Here is a 16,785-nt window from a genome sequence, read left to right as displayed (position 1 = left end):
GAAAACGAGGTTCGCTGCCTCTGATGGTAGTCTCGATAAGTATTGCAAACGAGGAGAAGCGTATGTGTCTTGGTGTCCCTGCCGTCATCACAGAAGTCCACGATGCTGCCCGTGCAACAGTGGAAATTGGTGGCGTCGCACGCATGATTTCCACCGATTTACTTGTTGACGAGAACCTCACCGCCGGTGACTGGGTTCTCGTACATGTCGGTTTCGCCATGAGCAAGATCGACGAGGAAGAAGCCAGACTTTCGCTCCAGCAAATCAAACAGCTAGGCGGCGACACTTACGAGGATGAGCTGGAATCCTTCTCATCGTCACAGATCAACTGAGGGGCTGGACGGCACCATGAAATACGTTGACGAATTCCGCGACCCCGCCGCTGCGAAGAAGCTGCTCGCACGCATTGAACGCGAGGCCACCAAGCTGGAAAAGCCCATCGCGCTGATGGAAGTCTGTGGCGGGCACACGCACACCATTTACCGTTACGGCTTGGAAAACCTCCTACCCGAGAACATCGAGCTGATCCACGGGCCCGGCTGCCCCGTCTGCGTCATCCCCATGGGCCGCGTCGACGATGCCATTTGGCTGGCACAGCAAGAAGACGTCATTTTCACGACCTTCGGCGACATGATGCGTGTTCCGGGGTCCGAAACGTCGCTGATGCAGGCACGTGCGCGCGGCGCCAATGTGCGCTTTGTCTACTCGCCTCTCGACGCGCTGAAGATTGCCACCGATAACCCCGATAAGCAGGTCGTTTTCTTCGCCGTCGGGTTTGAGACAACCGCCCCGTCGACTGCCGTGACCGTTGAGGCCGCGCGCCGGCAGGGAGTGGAAAACTTCTCCGTATTTTCCAACCACGTACTCATCGAGCCGCCACTGCGCGCCATCGTCAACGGCGGCGAAACCAAGGTCGATGGTTTCATCGGCCCAGGTCACGTGGCTACAACCACCGGCACGGACGCCTTTGAGTTCCTGCCGCGCGAGTTTAATCTGCCAGTGGCGGTCACCGGTTTTGAGCCATTGGATGTGCTCCAGGCCGTCGTCATGCTGCTGGATCAATTCGTCAGCGGCGACGTTGCTGCCGGTAAGTCGCGGGTGGACAACCAGTACGCGCGCGTCGTTCGCTCCTCCGGCAACACCACCGCGCAGAAACTTATGGACCGCGTCTTTTCTCTCCGCGACACCTTCGAGTGGCGTGGCCTCGGCTGGATTGAAAACTCCGGCCTCGGCATCTCTGAGGAATACGCGGCATTCGACGCCGAGCGTCGTTTCCAGGTGCCGGGGCGCCGTATCCCAGATCCCGTGACCTGCGAATGCGGTTCTGTGCTCACCGGCCACATCAAGCCCTGGCAGTGCGCGGTCTTCGGCACTGCCTGCACCCCGGCGACCCCCATCGGCACCTGCATGGTCTCCCCCGAAGGCGCTTGTGCGGCGTACTACAACTTCGGCCGCATCGATCGGAAGGTCACCGAGAACCTGGCGAAATCCCGCCGCTAGTTACTCCGTAATTCCCGCACGCGCGAGCGCTGCCACCGCCTGCTTTACGACGGGCGCGTCAATCATCTCGCCATCGAGCTGAAAGGCGCCAGTGTGCGTACCTGCGTGATCGACAATCTTCCGGGCGCGGGCGAGCGTTGCTTCCGACGGCTTATATGCCTTGCGCACCGGCGGCACCATCGCCGGGTGGATGCAGGCCGTAGCCAGGAAACCACAGCCCACGGCATCGAGAGCCTCTAGGTACTGGCCGCGCTCATCGCGAAAGTCAGTATGAACGGCATCAATGGCGGCAATACCCGCCGCAGCTGCATGCACCTGAACGAGTGCACGAGCCAATCGCTGCGGATCGCGGTAGTGGCGACGAGGGTTTTCATCCACACTCTGGCGCGAGGACACGCCACCGAGTTCGGCGGTCAGGTCTTCGGCGCCCCAGAACAGACCCACAACGTCCGGGTGCATGGCAATCTGCTGGATATTAATCATGGCCTGCGGGGTTTCAATCATCGCGATGATCTTCAACCCTTCGAGCTCTGCGGGGATGGAGTCTCGAATCTTGGGCACCATGACGATGTCGTAGTCACATGCACGGGCAAAGGCGACATCCTCCGCGAAGGTCGGAGTCCCGGGACCGGTGATCCGAAGAATAGTCGTCTCCGGGTCGAGCGGATTGTTGATGATGTTCGCACGTGCCTGCTCGTGATTGTCAACGGCAGCGCCGTCTTCCAGGTCAATGATGACCATGTCCGATCGTTCAGCAGCTTTCTGGAAACGTTCCGGACGGTCAGCCGGGGCGAAGAGTAGCGCCGGGCCAGAGGGAAGCCAAGGGAAGGTCTGTTCACCATCGAGGGAGCTAAAGCCTGTCATAGCTCCTAACCTAATTGAAAACTCGAATCACCTTCGTGCAGGGGCTCCCCCAGGAGACAACAAAACCCGCGTTGTGGCATCCATAGAGTGGAAACCACAACGCGGGCTTGCTGAGTTTTCAGCCTTTGGCGATTAGTCGCGGTACAGCAGCAGCGCATCGCCCTGACCGCCGCCACCGCACAGGGACACACCAGCGCGACCCGAACCGCGACGGTTCAGCTCCATCGCAGCGGTCAGAGTCAGGCGGGCACCAGAGCAGCCAATCGGATGGCCGAGGGCAATCGCGCCACCGTGGATGTTGGTCTTCTCCAGCGGGTAGTCCAGCTCACGCAGGGACTTGACGGCCACCGCACCAAATGCCTCGTTGATCTCGATGAAGTCGAGCTCCTGCGCGTCCCACTCAGCGCGACGCAGGGCCTCCTTCAAAGAGTCCGCAGGCTGAGCGTGCAGGGAGTTATCCGGACCTGCGGTCTGGCCAGCCTTGCCCACAACTGCGAGGTAGTCCAGGCCGTGCTTTTCTGCGTAAGCACGCGATGCCAGCACAACTGCTGCGGCACCGTCGGAAATCGGCGAGGAGTTACCGGCAGTGATGGTGCCGTTTTCCTTCAGGAAGACCGGGCGCAGCTTAGCCAGGGTCTCCACCGTGGTCTCCGGGCGAATGCCCTGGTCGGTGTCGACAACTACCGGGTCACCCTTGCGCTGCGGAATCTCGATTGGAGCGATTTCCTGCGCGAAAATACCGTCTTCCTGCGCCTTAGCCGCACGCTGGTGAGAAGCGGCCGCAACCTCGTCCTGCTGCTCGCGGCTAATGCCGAGGTCGCTGTTCGGACCGTCGGTAAGCGTACCCATGGACACACCATCGAAGGAGTCGACCAGACCGTCGCGCTCCAAGGTGTCCTCCAGCTTCAGCGCACCGAAGGACTGGCCCTGACGAACACCGCGTGCAACGTGCGGAGCGTGCGTCATGGACTCCTGACCGCCTGCAACGACGACGTCTGCATCACCGAGACGAATCAAGCGAGCGGCGTGAATGACAGCGTTTAGGCCCGAGAGGCAGACCTTGTTAACGATCTCAGCGGTCGTATTCCATGGCAGACCTGCTTTAATGGCGACCTGTCGAGCCGGGTTCTGGCCAGCACCTGCGAGAATCACCTGGCCCAGAACGACGTGCTGAACCTCTTCCGGGGCAACGCCGGAACGCTGGACAGCGTGCTTGACAGCATGTGCGCCGAGTTCGACGGAAGTAAGCGGTGCCAGCTGGCCGAGCAGCTTGCCCTGCGGGGTGCGGGCACCGGCGAGGATAACGACATCATTCGGGCTGGGAGCTGGAAGGTTACTCATGGATGGATTCTCCTAAGTCAAATCTGATGAGTGTGGACTGACCATGATTGCTGCGTATTTAATTCTCGAGGTCAACCACGTATGCGGCTTCGGTGTTGGCCTCGATATCGGCTAGCGTCACTCCAGGTGCCAGCCTGCGTAGCACCAGGTGATCATCAGCGACATCGAAGCTTCCCAGGTTGCTAATAATCCTTTTCACTACTTTTGCACCTGTGAGGGGCAGTTCGCAGGCTTTTACCAATTTTGGTTTGCCATCTTTGGAAACGTGATCGGTCAAAACCACCACTCGAGGGGTACCAGCGACTAAGTCCATCGCGCCGCCCATGCCCTTTACCATCTTTCCCGGAATCATCCAGTTGGCCAGGTCACCGCACTGGCTAACCTCCATTGCGCCCAACACGGCCATTTTCACAGCACCGCCGCGAATCATGCCGAAGCTGGTGGCGGAGTCGAAGATTGCCGCGCCCGGCACCAATGTCACGGTCTGCTTACCCGCATTGATAAGGTCGGCGTCCTCTTCACCTTCATATGGGAAGGCGCCCATTCCCAAAATTCCGTTTTCACTCTGCAGCAGAACACGCACACCTTCGGGAATATGGTTTGCCACCAGTGTCGGAATGCCGATACCCAGATTCACATAGTCGCCATCGCGCAGCTCTTCGGCGGCCTGCTGTGCCATCTCGTCACGGCTCCAGCCCTTGTCCATAATTGTCTTCGCAGGTGCCATTTAAATCTCCTCCCCTGCTGCCGCGTCACCGGCATCGTGGCTGGAATCGGTATTGCGTTGCCGAGTTGTGCGCTTTTCAATGAGCTTCTCGCGGCCGTCACCGCGGACGATGTGCTGGATATGCACACCCGGAGTCATCACCAGATCCGGGTCGATCTCACCGCGGCCAAGCAAGTGCTCCACCTCCGCAACGGTCACCCTGCCGGATGCTGCACACAGTGGGTTGAAGTTCTGCGCGGTCCGGCGATAGACAAGGTTGCCGTCGATATCGCCGTGGTAGGCGTGCACCAGGCCAATGTCGGCAACGATGCCACGCTCCTGCACGTAGGTCTGCCCGTCGAAGTCGGCGTGGGGCTTGCCCTCTGCAACGAGCGTGCCGACGCCGGTTGCGGTGTAGAACGCCGGAATACCTGCGCCCCCTGCGCGAAGCCGCTCAGCCAGAGTTCCCTGAGGGGTGAACTCCACCTCGATTTCTCCTTCGAGGTACTGGCGGGCAAACTCCTTGTTCTCGCCGACGTAGGAGGCCACTACCTTTGCCACCTGTTTGTTCTCCAACAGAATGCCGAGCCCAGTACCGTCAATGCCCATGTTGTTGGACACGATGGTGAGGTCTTTTGCCCCGGAGTCGCGCACGCCTTCGATGAGGGTATATGGCACACCACACAGGCCAAAGCCGCCAACTGCCAGGGTCATTCCATCAGTGACAAGGCCTGCGACAAGCTCACGGCCGGTCTGATCAGTTGTTTTTGACATTCTTCTACACCCAGCCCAGGATTCGCGGAGCCATCTCACGCATCTCGACCTTGCGGACCTTGCCCGACGCGGTCATCGGGAACTCCTCGACGACGTGGACGTAGCGCGGAATCTTGTGACGCGACAGCTTGCCGTGGGCAAAGGCCGCCACATCGTCAGCGGTGAAGTCTTCCACATCGTCGTGCAGAATTACCCATGCCATAATCTCTTCGCCGTACTTGTCATCCGGCACACCGATGACCTGCGCATCGACGACAGCCGGGTGGGTGAACAGGAACTCTTCAATTTCGCGCGGGTAGATGTTCTCACCGCCACGGATGAGCATGTCCTTAATACGTCCGGTGATGGACAGGTAGCCCTCGTCGTCAAGCACACCCAAGTCGCCGGTGTGCATCCAACCGTCGGCGTCGATGGCCTCGGCGGTCTTTTCCGGGTGCTCCCAGTACTCCTTCATAACGGAGTAACCGCGAACGACAACCTCGCCCTGTTCGCCTCGCGGCAGCGTCTCACCCGTTTCTTCACAAATGATGCGGGCTTCCAAGTGCGGCATAATCTGGCCGACGGTGTTGACGCGCTTTTCCAGAGGAGAATCTGCGCGGGTCTGGAAGGACACCGGCGAGGTCTCCGTCATGCCGTAACAGATGGCAATCTCGCGCATATTGAGTTTATCCATCACATCACGCATGGTCTTCGACGGGCACGAGGTACCTGCCATCACTCCTGTGCGCAGGAGCGACAGGTCGTAGGGGGATCCGTATTCCTCCTGATCATGAGCTTCTTCAAGCTCATTGATGAACATCGTCGGCACGCCGTAGAGGCTGGTGGCCTTGGCCGAGTGCACAGCCTTGAGTGTTTCACGCGCCTTAAACGACGGGGCCGGGATGACAATAGCGGCACCGTGGGTGAAGGCGGCGAAGGTGCCAATCACCATGCCGAAGGTGTGGAAGAACGGCACCGGCACACAGATGCGGTCGGTCTCGGTGTAGCCCAACAGCTCACCGATGAAGTATCCATTGTTCAGCAGGTTGCGGTGCGTTAGCGTAGCGCCCTTGGGAAAGCCTGTCGTGCCCGAGGTGAACTGGATGTTGATTGGATCATCCGGCTTCAGCTGGGAGGTGTACTCGCTCAGGTCGTCGATTTCGCTGTGCATGTGCTCGTACCATTCGGACGAACCGAAGTAAATGACCTTGTCCAAGCGCACACCGCGCTGCTTGGAGGCCTCAATCAGCATGGTTCGGTAATCGGAGTCCTTGTAGCGGCGAGCGGCAAACACCATACGCACACCTGCCTTTTCCAGCACGTAGTTCAGTTCGTGCTGGCGGTAAGCCGGGTTGATGTTGACCAGCACCAGGCCGATGTGGTGGCAGGCGTACTGCACCACGGTCCACTCCCAGCGGTTGGTGGACCAAATGCCGATGCGGTCTCCTGGACGGTAGCCCTCCCGGATGAAAGCGCTGGCCAGGCGCAGAACCCGGTTATAGAAACGCTCAAAGGTAAAGGAGACATCCGCGTAGACGTCAACGACGGCGTCGCGGGAAGGAAATTTCTCCACAATCGCACGCAGGTTCTCACCGAGGGTCTCATCGCGAAGTGGAGCGGCGCCTTGCTCGACACCGGCGCCGAACACGTGGCTCATCTTGTTGCCATCGGCATCGACAACATCCTTGCCGTATGGTGCCGGCACAGTGGTGAAGCCCTCCGGCAGCTTCGAAGGATCAGCAGTGCGCTGTTCTGCGTGGTTCTTCAATGTCGCGGTCATGGGGAGATCTCCTTAGTTTAAGTGACTCCGCAGAGTGCGGAGTGTGTGAGAGGAAAATGTGTTCTTTAGGGGGATAAATCAGTGGTCGTTACCGGCCGTGGGACTAACCGGTTACAGCAGCTCGCCGAGCAATGGCTTCTGCTTGACGGAAGAGCGGCGCATCCACCATCTGGCCGTCAAAGCTGAAGGCACCGGTGTTCTTTTCCGCTTCCGCCAAGAGCCGACGCGCCCAATCAATCTCCTCGTCGCTGGGGCGGTAAGCCTTGCGGATTGTCGGGACCTGACCGGGGTGGATACAGACGGTGGCGGCAAATCCCAACGCAGCGGCATCTGCGGCCTCCGCAGCTAGCCCATTTGCGTCGGAGATATTGACGTAGATGGAATCCAGACTGGCCTTACCGTGCGCCGCTGCAGCCAGGTGAACGTGGCTGCGGGTATGTACCGCCACACTGCGGTAGCTACCCGCATGGATACGGCCCGGCGCGAGTGCAGCCTCTGCTTCGCTAAAGCGTGATGACGTTCCCGCCAATCCCGCCACCAGGTCCTCTGCGCCCCAGAACAGTGCAACGACACCATCGGCCTGCGCCAGCTCTTCGGCGCGCATGACCCCAAGCGGAGTTTCAATAAGGGCAATGACCTGGGTCTTCTCCCCCAGTGCCGCTACCAACTCATCCACTTGCTGAGCCGAGGAAGCCTTGGGCAGCATCACCTGGCGGAAAGCGGTGCCACGCAGCATGTCAATATCCGCTGCGTAGTCCTCAACCTCCGGTGGATTGACACGCACAATCGTGCGGGCCGGGTCGAGGTCACAGGAGGCGATATCCTCGCGGGCAGCCTCACGGTTTTCTGCGCGACAGCCGTCCTCCAGGTCCAGAATCACCATGTCGGCACGGTCAGCAGCTTTAGCGAATCGTTCCGGCCTGTCTGCCGGCGCAAACAGAATTGCAGGGCCCAGCGGCTGCCAGGATTTATGCGTAGACATGAGCCACTCACTTCCCCGCTGAAGCTGCGTTCTCGGAGCCGTCGTCAAGCGAAGTCGGTGCGCATTGGACGAGCGTGGACCGGACGGCGCGGCAGACGATCGTGCCGTCCTGATTGCGACCGATGTGCTCGAGCTCGACAATGCCCTGGTTGGGGCGAGACTTGGACCGACGCTTGTTACGGCAGACGGTCTCTGCATACAGGGTGTCGCCGTGGAACATCGGTGCGGGAAACGCCACTTCGGTGAAGCCGAGGTTGGCGACGATGGTGCCGAGCGTCAGCTGCCCGACGGACAGCCCGACAACCGTCGACAGCGTCCACATGGAGTTGACCAGACGCTCGCCGCCGAATCCCGGCTGCTGGCTCGACCAGTGCGCATCCAGATGCAGTGGCTGGGTGTTCATGGTCAGCGTCGTGAAGAGGACGTCATCGGTTTCAGTGACGGTTCGCCCCGGACGGTGCAGGTAGCGCGCGCCGACCTCGTACTCTTCGAACCACAGTCCGCGCTGGACGACGTCGTGGGTGACTTCGGTTGCGTTGTTGTCAGCCATTTTTACAGCCCCAATCCACGTGCGATCAGCATGAGCTGAACTTCGGTGGTGCCCTCGCCAATCTCCAGAATCTTGGAGTCGCGGTAGTGACGTGCCACGCGGTACTCGTTCATGAATCCGTAGCCACCGAAAATCTGTGTCGCGTCGCGCGCGTTGTCCATCGCTGCCTCGGAGGCGATCATCTTGGCGATGTACGCTTCACGACGGAAATCTGCGCCCGCGGCCATCTTTGCGGCTGCGTCGTACCACGCCATGCGTGCGGCATGCGCACGCGCTTCCATTCGTGCGATCTTGAAGGAAACAGCCTGATACTCGCCAATTGCACGGCCCATGGACTGACGTTCCTTGGCGTGACGGACCGACTCATCGACACAGCCCTGGGCGGCACCGGTGGCAAGCGCTGCAATCGCGACTCGGCCCTCCGCCAAGATGGACAGGAAGTTAGCGAAGCCGCGTCCACGGGTGCCCAGCAGGTTCTCCTGGGGGACGCGGACATCGGTGAAGGTCAGTGGGTGGGTGTCGGAGGCATTCCAACCGACCTTGTCGTAAGCCGGTTCCGCGACAAAGCCCTCCGTGCCACTCGGGACGATGATGGTAGAAATCTCCTTCTTTCCATCGTCCTTCTGGCCGGTGACTGCGGTGACAGTAACCAGCGAAGTAATATCCGTGCCGGAGTTGGTGATGAACTGCTTGGCACCGTTGATGACGAAATCATCGCCGTCTTCACGGGCGTTGGTGCGGGTGGCACCGGCGTCGGAACCTGCATCCGGCTCGGTGAGACCAAAACCGGCGAGCTTCTTACCAGCAGTCAGCTCGGGCAGGTAGGTCTCCTTCTGCTTGTCATTGCCGAAGTGGAAGATCGGCATGGCACCTAGGCCAACGCCCGCTTCCAGGGTGATAGCGACCGACTGATCGACCTTAGCCAGCTCCTCCAGAGCGATACCGAAGGACAGGTAGTCGCCGCCCATTCCACCGACTTCCTCAGGGAATGGCAGACCGAACAGGCCCATTTCTCCCATCTGCGAGACAATCTCGTACGGGAAGGTGTGGTTGCGGTCGTGCTCGGCGGAAACCGGATCGACAACTTCGTTGGCAAATTCGCGAACTACTTTCTGCAGTTCCACGTATTCGTCGTCGAGGATGGCGGTTGCAATCTTGGTGCTTTCGGACATGATGAGTGCTCCTTAAAAGATTTTGTAGGTGTGGGACTTGATTGGCGTTAGACCTGGTTGGTGCGTTTCGTGTGGGTTTTTATTCCTCGGCTTCGGCCACAGTGATGACCGCCAGTTGCTGGTCACCGGTGACCTGATCGCCCGGCGCGACGGTGAAGCTAACCTCACCTGCAATTTCGGCAGTGAGAGTGTGCTCCATCTTCATGGCCTCCATGACCAACAGAGCCTCACCAGCTTCGACGCGGGCTCCCTCCTCCACCGCCAACGCGATAATCGCGCCGGGCATCGGAGCTTGGATGACGCCAGAGCCGCCTGCATCGGCTTCGGCACCGGTGGTGACTACCTCGGTGCGGGGCAATACCCAGGTGCCGTGGGCACCGGCGACGACGTACTCTTCGTGGTTCGCCGACCCCGCATTGTCGATGGTCTCGACCAGGAAGTGCTGTGCGACTCCGTCGCGGACGATGCGCAGATGTTCCCCGTCGCGAAAGACCGAAACTTTGTAATTTCGCGGTTCTGGAACGTCGATATCTTCGTTCTCCGCTTCGGCCGACAGACCTGCGACTACGTCACCGACAACGACGTCAGCACTCGCCGGGGTGCCCACAATCGAGATCAGACGCGAGTCCTCCCCTGCCCCAAAGCGAATGCGCTGCGCGGCAGGCGCACTGGCACGCCAGCCATCCGGGGTCAGCCACGGTGAGTCGGTGGCTTGTTCAAAGCGGGAAGTCAGCCAGTCCATCGCAGCGGCGAGGTAGACATCGTCCGGTGTTTCGGAGGTGGCGAAGCCTTCCGCCACGCGGTCGAGCAGACCGGTATCAAGATCGCCGGCGCGAACCTCGGGGACGTTCAGCAGGTAGCGACAAAAGTCGATATTGACTCCGACACCTGCGACAACGGTGTCTCCGAGCGCTCGGTCCAACCGCTCGAGCGCCTGCTCACGGTTTTCCCCATGGGAGATGATCTTCATCAACATCGGGTCATAGAGAGATGAGACCTCGGAACCGTCGACAATGCCGGAATCCACCCGGATTCCCGCCCCGCTCGGCTCGACGACACGTGTGACCGTGCCACCGGTGGGCAGGAATCCCGCCGCCGGGTCTTCGGCATACACGCGAGCTTCAATCGAGTGACCGGTGAGAGTTACATCTTCCTGAGCAACCGGCAGTGGGCGTCCCGAGGCAATGTCAACCTGCAGCGCCACCAGATCCAGGCCGGTGACCTGCTCAGTCACGGGGTGCTCAACCTGCAGGCGCGTATTCATCTCCATGAAGAAGAACGACGACGGGTCCTTCGCCGGCACAATGAACTCCACCGTGCCCGCGCCGACGTAGCCGACCGAGCGGGCCGCGTCACAGGCCGCTTCACCAATTGCGCTGCGCGTTTCCTCATCCAGCAGAGGGCTCGGTGCTTCCTCGATGACCTTCTGATGGCGTCGCTGCAGCGAGCACTCACGCTCGCCCAAGTGGATTACATTGCCGTGTTTATCTGCGAGAATCTGCACCTCGATATGCCGCGGGGTGTCGACGAAGTGCTCGATGAACAGGGAGTCATCGCCGAAGGCACCCGCCGCTTCACGACGGGCCGTCGCGAGCGCAGCCGGCAGGTCAGCAGCGTTTTCCACGCGGTGCATCCCCTTGCCGCCACCGCCTGCCGACGGCTTAATCAGTACCGGAAAGCCAATCGATGGGGCTGCCTCAATGAGGTCCTCGTCGCTAAGCCCGGGGCGAGACAGACCCGGCACGGTGGGAACATCGCGGGCTTCGACGGCAGCGCGGGCGGAGATTTTGTCACCCATGGTGTTGATGGCACTGGCCGGTGGGCCAATGAATTCAATACCTGCTTCCTCACAGGCGGTCGCGAAGTCTGCGTTTTCAGACAGAAAGCCGTAACCGGGGTGGATTCCGTCTGCGTCGCAGCGGCGAGCGGCATCGATAATCTTGTCGATAACCAGGTAGGACTCACGTGCCGGAGATGGGCCAATGTGGATGGCCATATCCGCCATGCGGACGTGAGGGGCGTCGGCATCGGCATCCGAGTAGACCGCGACGGAGCGAATTCCGTTGTCACGAAGGGTTCGAATAATGCGGCAGGCAATCTCCCCGCGGTTTGCGACCAATACGGTACTCAGGCTGCCGCCAGCTGCGTGGGGCTGCGTGTTGTGCGCTGTCATGTGCCCTGTGTTTCCTTTCCAGAAAATGCGGTGTCGAGAGTTTTTAGCTGGTTACTACATGCGGAAGACGCCGAAGCCCTGTTCATCCAGGGGCGCGCCACTTGCCACATCGAGGGCCATGCCAAGAATTCGGCGGGTATCTGCGGGATCGATGACACCGTCATCCCACAGGCGAGCCGATGAGTAATAGCAGTGCGACTGGCGCTCAAACTGCTCGCGGATCGGAGCTTCAAACTCCTCCTGCTCTTCCTGCGACCAGCTCTCACCTGAGCGTTCAATCTGGTTGCGACGAACCGTCGACAGCGTCATCGCCGCCTGTGGACCGCCCATGACGGAAATGCGAGCATTCGGCCACATCCAGAGGAAGCGCGGCGAATATGCGCGACCGCACATGGAGTAGTTGCCGGCGCCGAAGGCACCACCGATGACTACGGTGAACTTGGGCACGCGGGTGGTAGCCACGGCGTTGACCATCTTGGCGCCGTGCTTTGCGATACCGCCGGCCTCGTATTCGCGACCAACCATGAAGCCCGTGGTGTTCTGCAGGAATACCAGTGGGATGCCGCGCTGATCACACAGCTCGATGAAGTGCGCGCCCTTCTGCGCAGATTCCGCGAAGAGAATGCCGTTGTTGGCGATAATGCCGACGCGGTGGCCGTGGATGCGGGCGAAAGCAGTGACCAGGGTCGTACCAAATTCGGCCTTAAACTCCTGGTATTGACCTCCATCCACAATAATTTCAATAACCTCGTGAACGTCGTAAGGCACTTTGGCATCGACGGGGACGACATCGTAAAGATCGGTCTGGTTGCGAGTCGGCGAGACGGTGGATTCTGTGTCCCACGGAACTTCCGGGTCCTTGGGGAGCGTTGCGACGATATCGCGGACACGACGCAGTGCGTCGGCATCGTTAACCGCGAGGTGGTCAGTAACGCCGGAGGTCTTGGAGTGCAGTTCGCCGCCACCGAGTTCCTCTGGTGTGACATCTTCACCAGTTGCAGCCTTAACCAGTGGCGGGCCTGCCAGGAAGATGGTGCCCTGGTTTTTCACAATGACCGCTTCATCGCTCATCGCCGGCACATAGGCGCCACCGGCGGTACAGGATCCCATCACGGCGGCAATCTGCGGAATCCCGCGAGCGGAAAGGTTGGCCTGGTTGTAGAAAATGCGACCGAAATGATCGCGATCAGGGAAAACTTCATCCTGGTTGAGAAGCATGGCCCCGCCGGAGTCGACCAGGTAAATGCACGGCAAGTGGTTAAGGCTGGCAATCTCCTGTGCGCGCAGGTGCTTCTTGACAGTCAACGGGTAGTACGTTCCGCCGGAAACGGTTGCGTCATTGGCTACAACCAGGCAGCGACGACCTTCGATGATGCCAATGCCGGCGATGACGCCAGCAGCCGGAACCTTGCCGCCATACATTTCGTGGGCCGCTAGCGGTGCGACCTCAAGGAAAGGGCTGCCGGGGTCAAGCAGTTGGTTGATGCGCTGACGTGGCAGCAGCTTACCGCGGGAAATATGGCGAGCACGGGCACGTTCGGAACCACCGCGTGCTGTTGTGCTAAGCAGCTCTTTGAGCTCTGCGACGAGCTCTTCGTGGCGCTGTCGGTTGGTCAATGCTGGAGCGTGAGTCATGGGCGAAATACTTTCCGTTAATGACTATTAACTTTCTTGACGAAAAGATTAATGTGACCCCAGTCACCTCACAACAAATTTTGTTTCTTAGACCACACTTTCACCCCCGGAAGTCTTTTATGCAGCTTGAAATACACACCTCTCCCCGAGGTCGCAACATGTTTCCAATAGAGATTTATGTTTCCCCTAGAAATCTGTTTCGGGGGTGAATTCAACTGAATGTGAGCGCCCTGCACCGCACAACAAAGCCGCCTGACCTCACACTGCTGAGCACAGTGAGGCCAGACGGCAGAAGAATGAATACGGATTATTGGTTGTTAATGCCCAGCGCAGCGAGGGCCATCTCAAAGGCATTTTCCCTTGTCGCCTCGGGGCCCGCCCATTTGAGCACATGCCTGGAAGAGTTAATCAACCCAGCGGTGAGCTGGACTTTAAGCTGCGCCTCGTCGGAGGTGAGTTCGGGCTGTAGTTCACGCAGAGCGTCCACCCATAAGACCATGTAAAGACGCTGCAAGGAACGCACTTTTGCGCTCTGCTCTGGCGCCAGATTTCCCCCTTCGCGCTCTTGGACACGAATGCGATCGGGCTCCGTGACTGCAAAATGCACGTGATGCGCAAGGAGGCCCCGAAGAGTCTCCTCTGGCTCCCAATCATTGCTCTTTGCTCGATCGAGAACTGCTCGCGCACCATCGACAAGTCGGATAGAAATATCGATGAGGATCTGCGCCAACAGCTCTTCCTTGCCGCTGAAGTAACGGTAAAGAGCTGGGCCAGAAATGCCGACAGCGGAGCCAACATCCTCCAACCGAGTCTGATGAAACCCTCGGTCGGCCAGGATCGCAGCAGCAGCGGAGAGAATCTCTGCTTCTCGACGCCGTCGCGCTTCGGTTCTACGTGACATAAGCCCTTATGTTAAACGCATTGGAGCCATTTCGTCTGCATAATTATCACCAGCGCCTGCCCTCAGCGTGTGTTCACATAGACCACGGCTCGACAACAGACACACATCCTCGCCCACAGGTCCCCACACGTCCGGGTAGAGAAAAACCGCCGAGGTGACAGTTAGCACCGCGGCGGTTAGCCCCTAATCCAGTAAGGAATTAGTGGAAGAAGTGACGAGTACCTGTCATGTACATGGTGACGCCAGCTTCCTTGGCAGCAGCTATGACCTCTTCGTCACGGATGGAACCACCTGGCTGGACAACTGCCTTCACACCGGCATCAATCAGGACCTGCAGACCGTCAGCGAACGGGAAGAAGGCATCGGACGCAGCGTAGGCCCCCTGAGTACGGTTTTCTCCGTCGGCAAGCGTATTTGCGCGCTCAACGGCGAGCTTTGCGGAGTCCACGCGGTTGACCTGGCCCATGCCGACGCCGACGGTGGCGTTGTTCTTGGACAGCAGGATGGCGTTGGACTTCACAGCGCGGACGGAGCGCCATGCAAACTCGAGCTCAGCCAGCTCTTCAGCATTCAATGCCTCGCCGGTGGCCAGCTCCCAGTTCTCCGGCTTATCACCCTCTGCCTGGTAAGTATCCGGATCCTGGGTGAGCAGACCACCCGAGATAAACTTGTTCTCGGTGGTCGGTGCTTCGTACTCGGCGACGAGAATACGCAGATTCTTCTTGGCCTTCAGCACCTCAACGGCACCGTCTTCGTAGGACGGAGCGACGATGACCTCGGTGAAGATGTCCTTGACCTGTTCGGCCATCTCAACGGAGACCTCGCGGTTGACGGCAATGACACCGCCGAATGCGGACATCGGGTCACATGAGTGAGCTGCGCGGTGAGCTGCGGCGATGGACTCATCCGAGACTGCGATGCCGCACGGGTTAGCGTGCTTGATGATTGCCACACACGGGCGCTCGTGATCCCAGGCGGCACGCCATGCGGCGTCGGCATCCTGGTAGTTGTTGTACGACATCTCCTTGCCGTTCAGCTGCTTGGCGTTTGCCAGCCCCTTGGTACCAATGCGGGTCAGAGTTGCCGACTGGTGAGAGTTCTCGCCGTAGCGCAGCGGAGTCGGAGTGGATCCCTCAGCGCCACCGAGCTGCTCAACAAACCAGTTGGACACAGCTGCGTCGTAATCAGCGGTGTGCAGGAATGCGTCGCGAGCGAACTCACGGCGCTGCTCGAGGGTGAAGCCGCCTTCCTTCACGGCGGTAGCGACATCGCCGTAACGAGCCGGGTCGACGACGATGGCAACCGACGGGTGGTTCTTCGCCGCAGCGCGAACCATCGACGGGCCTCCAATGTCGATCTGCTCCACGCATTCGTCGTAGGAAGCGCCCGAGGCAACGGTCTCCCGGAACGGGTACAGGTTAACGACAACGAGCTGGAAAGCCTCCACACCGAGCTCCTTCAGCTGAGCCAGGTGGTCTTCCTTGCGGGTATCAGCCAGAATGCCGGCGTGAACACGCGGGTGCAGCGTCTTCACGCGGCCCTCGAGGCACTCCGGGAAACCAGTGAGATCCTCAACCGGGGTCACAGGCACGCCAGCTGCAGCAATCTTGCCAGCCGTGGAACCGGTGGAAACGATTTCCACGCCAGCCTCGTGCAGGTCGCGAGCCAGCTCCTCGAGCCCAGTCTTGTCGTAGACGCTAATCAGAGCGCGCTTGATCGGTTTACGCTGCGTGTTGTCGTTGGTCATTTCAGATAAGCCTTTCGTCCGTCACGCTCAATTCCGTGATCGGCAATCGAGTGCAATACATCAACCAGGAGTCGGCGTTCGACAACCTTGATTCGTTCGTGCAGGGTCTCCACCGTGTCGTCGTCCTCGACGGCCACTGGCTGTTGCGCCAGAATCGGCCCGGTGTCCACTCCATTATCAACGATATGCACGGTCGTGCCGGTGACCTTCACCCCGTAGTCAAGTGCATCCGGTACCGCACGCGCCCCTGGGAAGGACGGCAGCAGCGCTGGGTGCGTATTAATGATGCGATTGCTGTAGGCCTCCACAAATGATGGCCCCAGAATGCGCATGAAACCCGCCGAGACAACGATATCCGGCGAAAAACTGTTCACGGCCTCTAAAACACGAATATCCCAACCTTCTCGGTCCTTCTTTGCCTCAGCATCGAAAGGCACCCGAAAAGTTGGGATATTGAGGTTTTGAGCCCTCTCCAGCGCCGGACAATCCTTGTCCGAACCAACCGCGACAATCTGAACCTTTTCAGCGTCCAGCAGTTCCAGCATCGACTGCAAAAGGGAGCCCAGGCCAGAGGCCAGGACTACGATGCGGAGCTGCTTGCTGGAGGAATTATTGTGCGAAATTTCTGCGACGGGCTGTGCTTCAGTCACGGCGTTTAGCTTACCCAGCCCGGCAGAGACC

At 59.7% G+C, this 16,785-nt stretch carries 15 protein-coding genes; 2 read left to right on the top strand and 13 right to left on the bottom strand.

Annotated features, from left to right (window positions below):
* The first annotated feature begins 62 nt into the window (after positions 1–62).
* Both HMPREF3053_RS09380 and hypD read left to right on the top strand, forming a co-directional pair.
* Positions 63–332, top strand: a complete 270-nt coding sequence (locus HMPREF3053_RS09380; RefSeq protein WP_049172773.1) for a HypC/HybG/HupF family hydrogenase formation chaperone — start codon at positions 63–65, stop codon at positions 330–332.
* 16 nt (positions 333–348) lie between these two features.
* The gene (gene hypD, locus HMPREF3053_RS09375) at positions 349–1,500 is read left to right on the top strand and encodes a hydrogenase formation protein HypD (protein ID WP_049172770.1); all 1,152 of its coding nucleotides are present in this window, start codon (positions 349–351) and stop codon (positions 1,498–1,500) included.
* Here hypD and HMPREF3053_RS09370 read toward each other — a convergent pair whose 3' ends face one another.
* The 13 genes from HMPREF3053_RS09370 to purN all read right to left on the bottom strand — a co-directional run bounded on the left by HMPREF3053_RS09370 (position 1,501) and on the right by purN (position 16,754).
* Positions 1,501–2,364, bottom strand: coding sequence for an HpcH/HpaI aldolase/citrate lyase family protein (locus tag HMPREF3053_RS09370; protein ID WP_049172768.1), 864 nt, complete (start codon positions 2,362–2,364; stop codon positions 1,501–1,503). It lies immediately after the preceding gene.
* A gap of 132 nt (positions 2,365–2,496) precedes the next feature.
* Entirely contained in the window at positions 2,497–3,705 is a 1,209-nt protein-coding gene (locus HMPREF3053_RS09365) for an acetyl-CoA C-acetyltransferase (protein ID WP_049172766.1), read from the bottom strand.
* A gap of 58 nt (positions 3,706–3,763) precedes the next feature.
* Positions 3,764–4,432 (bottom strand): CoA transferase subunit B, encoded by a 669-nt coding sequence (locus HMPREF3053_RS09360; protein ID WP_005509864.1) that lies wholly within the window; start codon positions 4,430–4,432, stop codon positions 3,764–3,766.
* Positions 4,433–5,185 (bottom strand): CoA transferase subunit A, encoded by a 753-nt coding sequence (locus HMPREF3053_RS09355; protein WP_049172764.1) that lies wholly within the window; start codon positions 5,183–5,185, stop codon positions 4,433–4,435.
* 4 nt (positions 5,186–5,189) lie between these two features.
* Complete coding sequence (locus HMPREF3053_RS09350; RefSeq protein ID WP_048731620.1) at positions 5,190–6,944, bottom strand: AMP-binding protein; 1,755 nt, start codon at positions 6,942–6,944, stop codon at positions 5,190–5,192.
* Between the two features lie 103 nt (positions 6,945–7,047).
* Entirely contained in the window at positions 7,048–7,926 is an 879-nt protein-coding gene (locus tag HMPREF3053_RS09345) for an HpcH/HpaI aldolase/citrate lyase family protein (RefSeq protein ID WP_049172762.1), read from the bottom strand.
* A 7-nt stretch (positions 7,927–7,933) separates the two neighbouring features.
* Complete coding sequence (locus HMPREF3053_RS09340; protein WP_049172760.1) at positions 7,934–8,476, bottom strand: MaoC family dehydratase; 543 nt, start codon at positions 8,474–8,476, stop codon at positions 7,934–7,936.
* 2 nt (positions 8,477–8,478) lie between these two features.
* Entirely contained in the window at positions 8,479–9,648 is a 1,170-nt protein-coding gene (locus HMPREF3053_RS09335) for an acyl-CoA dehydrogenase family protein (RefSeq protein WP_049193284.1), read from the bottom strand.
* Between the two features lie 79 nt (positions 9,649–9,727).
* Complete coding sequence (locus HMPREF3053_RS09330) at positions 9,728–11,821, bottom strand: acetyl-CoA carboxylase biotin carboxylase subunit (RefSeq protein ID WP_069359441.1); 2,094 nt, start codon at positions 11,819–11,821, stop codon at positions 9,728–9,730.
* Positions 11,822–11,875: 54 nt separating this feature from the next.
* Positions 11,876–13,456, bottom strand: a complete 1,581-nt coding sequence (locus HMPREF3053_RS09325) for a carboxyl transferase domain-containing protein (protein ID WP_049172754.1) — start codon at positions 13,454–13,456, stop codon at positions 11,876–11,878.
* Positions 13,457–13,763: 307 nt separating this feature from the next.
* Complete coding sequence (locus HMPREF3053_RS09320) at positions 13,764–14,357, bottom strand: TetR/AcrR family transcriptional regulator (RefSeq protein ID WP_016422168.1); 594 nt, start codon at positions 14,355–14,357, stop codon at positions 13,764–13,766.
* A gap of 199 nt (positions 14,358–14,556) precedes the next feature.
* Complete coding sequence (gene purH, locus HMPREF3053_RS09315) at positions 14,557–16,104, bottom strand: bifunctional phosphoribosylaminoimidazolecarboxamide formyltransferase/IMP cyclohydrolase (protein WP_049172751.1); 1,548 nt, start codon at positions 16,102–16,104, stop codon at positions 14,557–14,559.
* Positions 16,101–16,754: a phosphoribosylglycinamide formyltransferase gene (gene purN / locus HMPREF3053_RS09310; RefSeq protein ID WP_016422166.1), complete on the bottom strand. Its 654-nt coding sequence runs from the start codon at positions 16,752–16,754 to the stop codon at positions 16,101–16,103. The genes purH and purN overlap by 4 nt, the downstream gene beginning before the upstream one ends.
* Positions 16,755–16,785 lie beyond the last annotated feature (31 nt).

It is taken from the genome of Corynebacterium sp. HMSC064E07, assembly GCF_001815745.1.
GTDB classification, from domain to species: Bacteria; Actinomycetota; Actinomycetes; order Mycobacteriales; family Mycobacteriaceae; genus Corynebacterium; species Corynebacterium jeikeium_D.
Note: the sequence above shows the minus strand (reverse complement) of the source record. Positions and strands in the feature narration are given on the sequence as shown.

Excerpts from the sequence above, each read along its gene's own strand:
- HMPREF3053_RS09340 (WP_049172760.1), bottom strand. The coding sequence starts at position 8,476 with ATGGCTGACAACAACGCAACCGAAGTCACCCACGACGTCGTCCAGCGC.
- HMPREF3053_RS09365 (WP_049172766.1), bottom strand. The coding sequence starts at position 3,705 with ATGAGTAACCTTCCAGCTCCCAGCCCGAATGATGTCGTTATCCTCGCC.
- HMPREF3053_RS09370 (WP_049172768.1), bottom strand. The coding sequence starts at position 2,364 with ATGACAGGCTTTAGCTCCCTCGATGGTGAACAGACCTTCCCTTGGCTT.
- HMPREF3053_RS09360 (WP_005509864.1), bottom strand. The coding sequence starts at position 4,432 with ATGGCACCTGCGAAGACAATTATGGACAAGGGCTGGAGCCGTGACGAG.
- HMPREF3053_RS09325 (WP_049172754.1), bottom strand. The coding sequence starts at position 13,456 with ATGACTCACGCTCCAGCATTGACCAACCGACAGCGCCACGAAGAGCTC.
- HMPREF3053_RS09350 (WP_048731620.1), bottom strand. The coding sequence starts at position 6,944 with ATGACCGCGACATTGAAGAACCACGCAGAACAGCGCACTGCTGATCCT.
- HMPREF3053_RS09380 (WP_049172773.1), top strand. The coding sequence starts at position 63 with ATGTGTCTTGGTGTCCCTGCCGTCATCACAGAAGTCCACGATGCTGCC.
- HMPREF3053_RS09330 (WP_069359441.1), bottom strand. The coding sequence starts at position 11,821 with ATGACAGCGCACAACACGCAGCCCCACGCAGCTGGCGGCAGCCTGAGT.
- HMPREF3053_RS09355 (WP_049172764.1), bottom strand. The coding sequence starts at position 5,185 with ATGTCAAAAACAACTGATCAGACCGGCCGTGAGCTTGTCGCAGGCCTT.
- HMPREF3053_RS09345 (WP_049172762.1), bottom strand. The coding sequence starts at position 7,926 with ATGTCTACGCATAAATCCTGGCAGCCGCTGGGCCCTGCAATTCTGTTT.
- HMPREF3053_RS09320 (WP_016422168.1), bottom strand. The coding sequence starts at position 14,357 with ATGTCACGTAGAACCGAAGCGCGACGGCGTCGAGAAGCAGAGATTCTC.
- hypD (WP_049172770.1), top strand. The coding sequence starts at position 349 with ATGAAATACGTTGACGAATTCCGCGACCCCGCCGCTGCGAAGAAGCTG.
- HMPREF3053_RS09335 (WP_049193284.1), bottom strand. The coding sequence starts at position 9,648 with ATGTCCGAAAGCACCAAGATTGCAACCGCCATCCTCGACGACGAATAC.
- purH (WP_049172751.1), bottom strand. The coding sequence starts at position 16,104 with ATGACCAACGACAACACGCAGCGTAAACCGATCAAGCGCGCTCTGATT.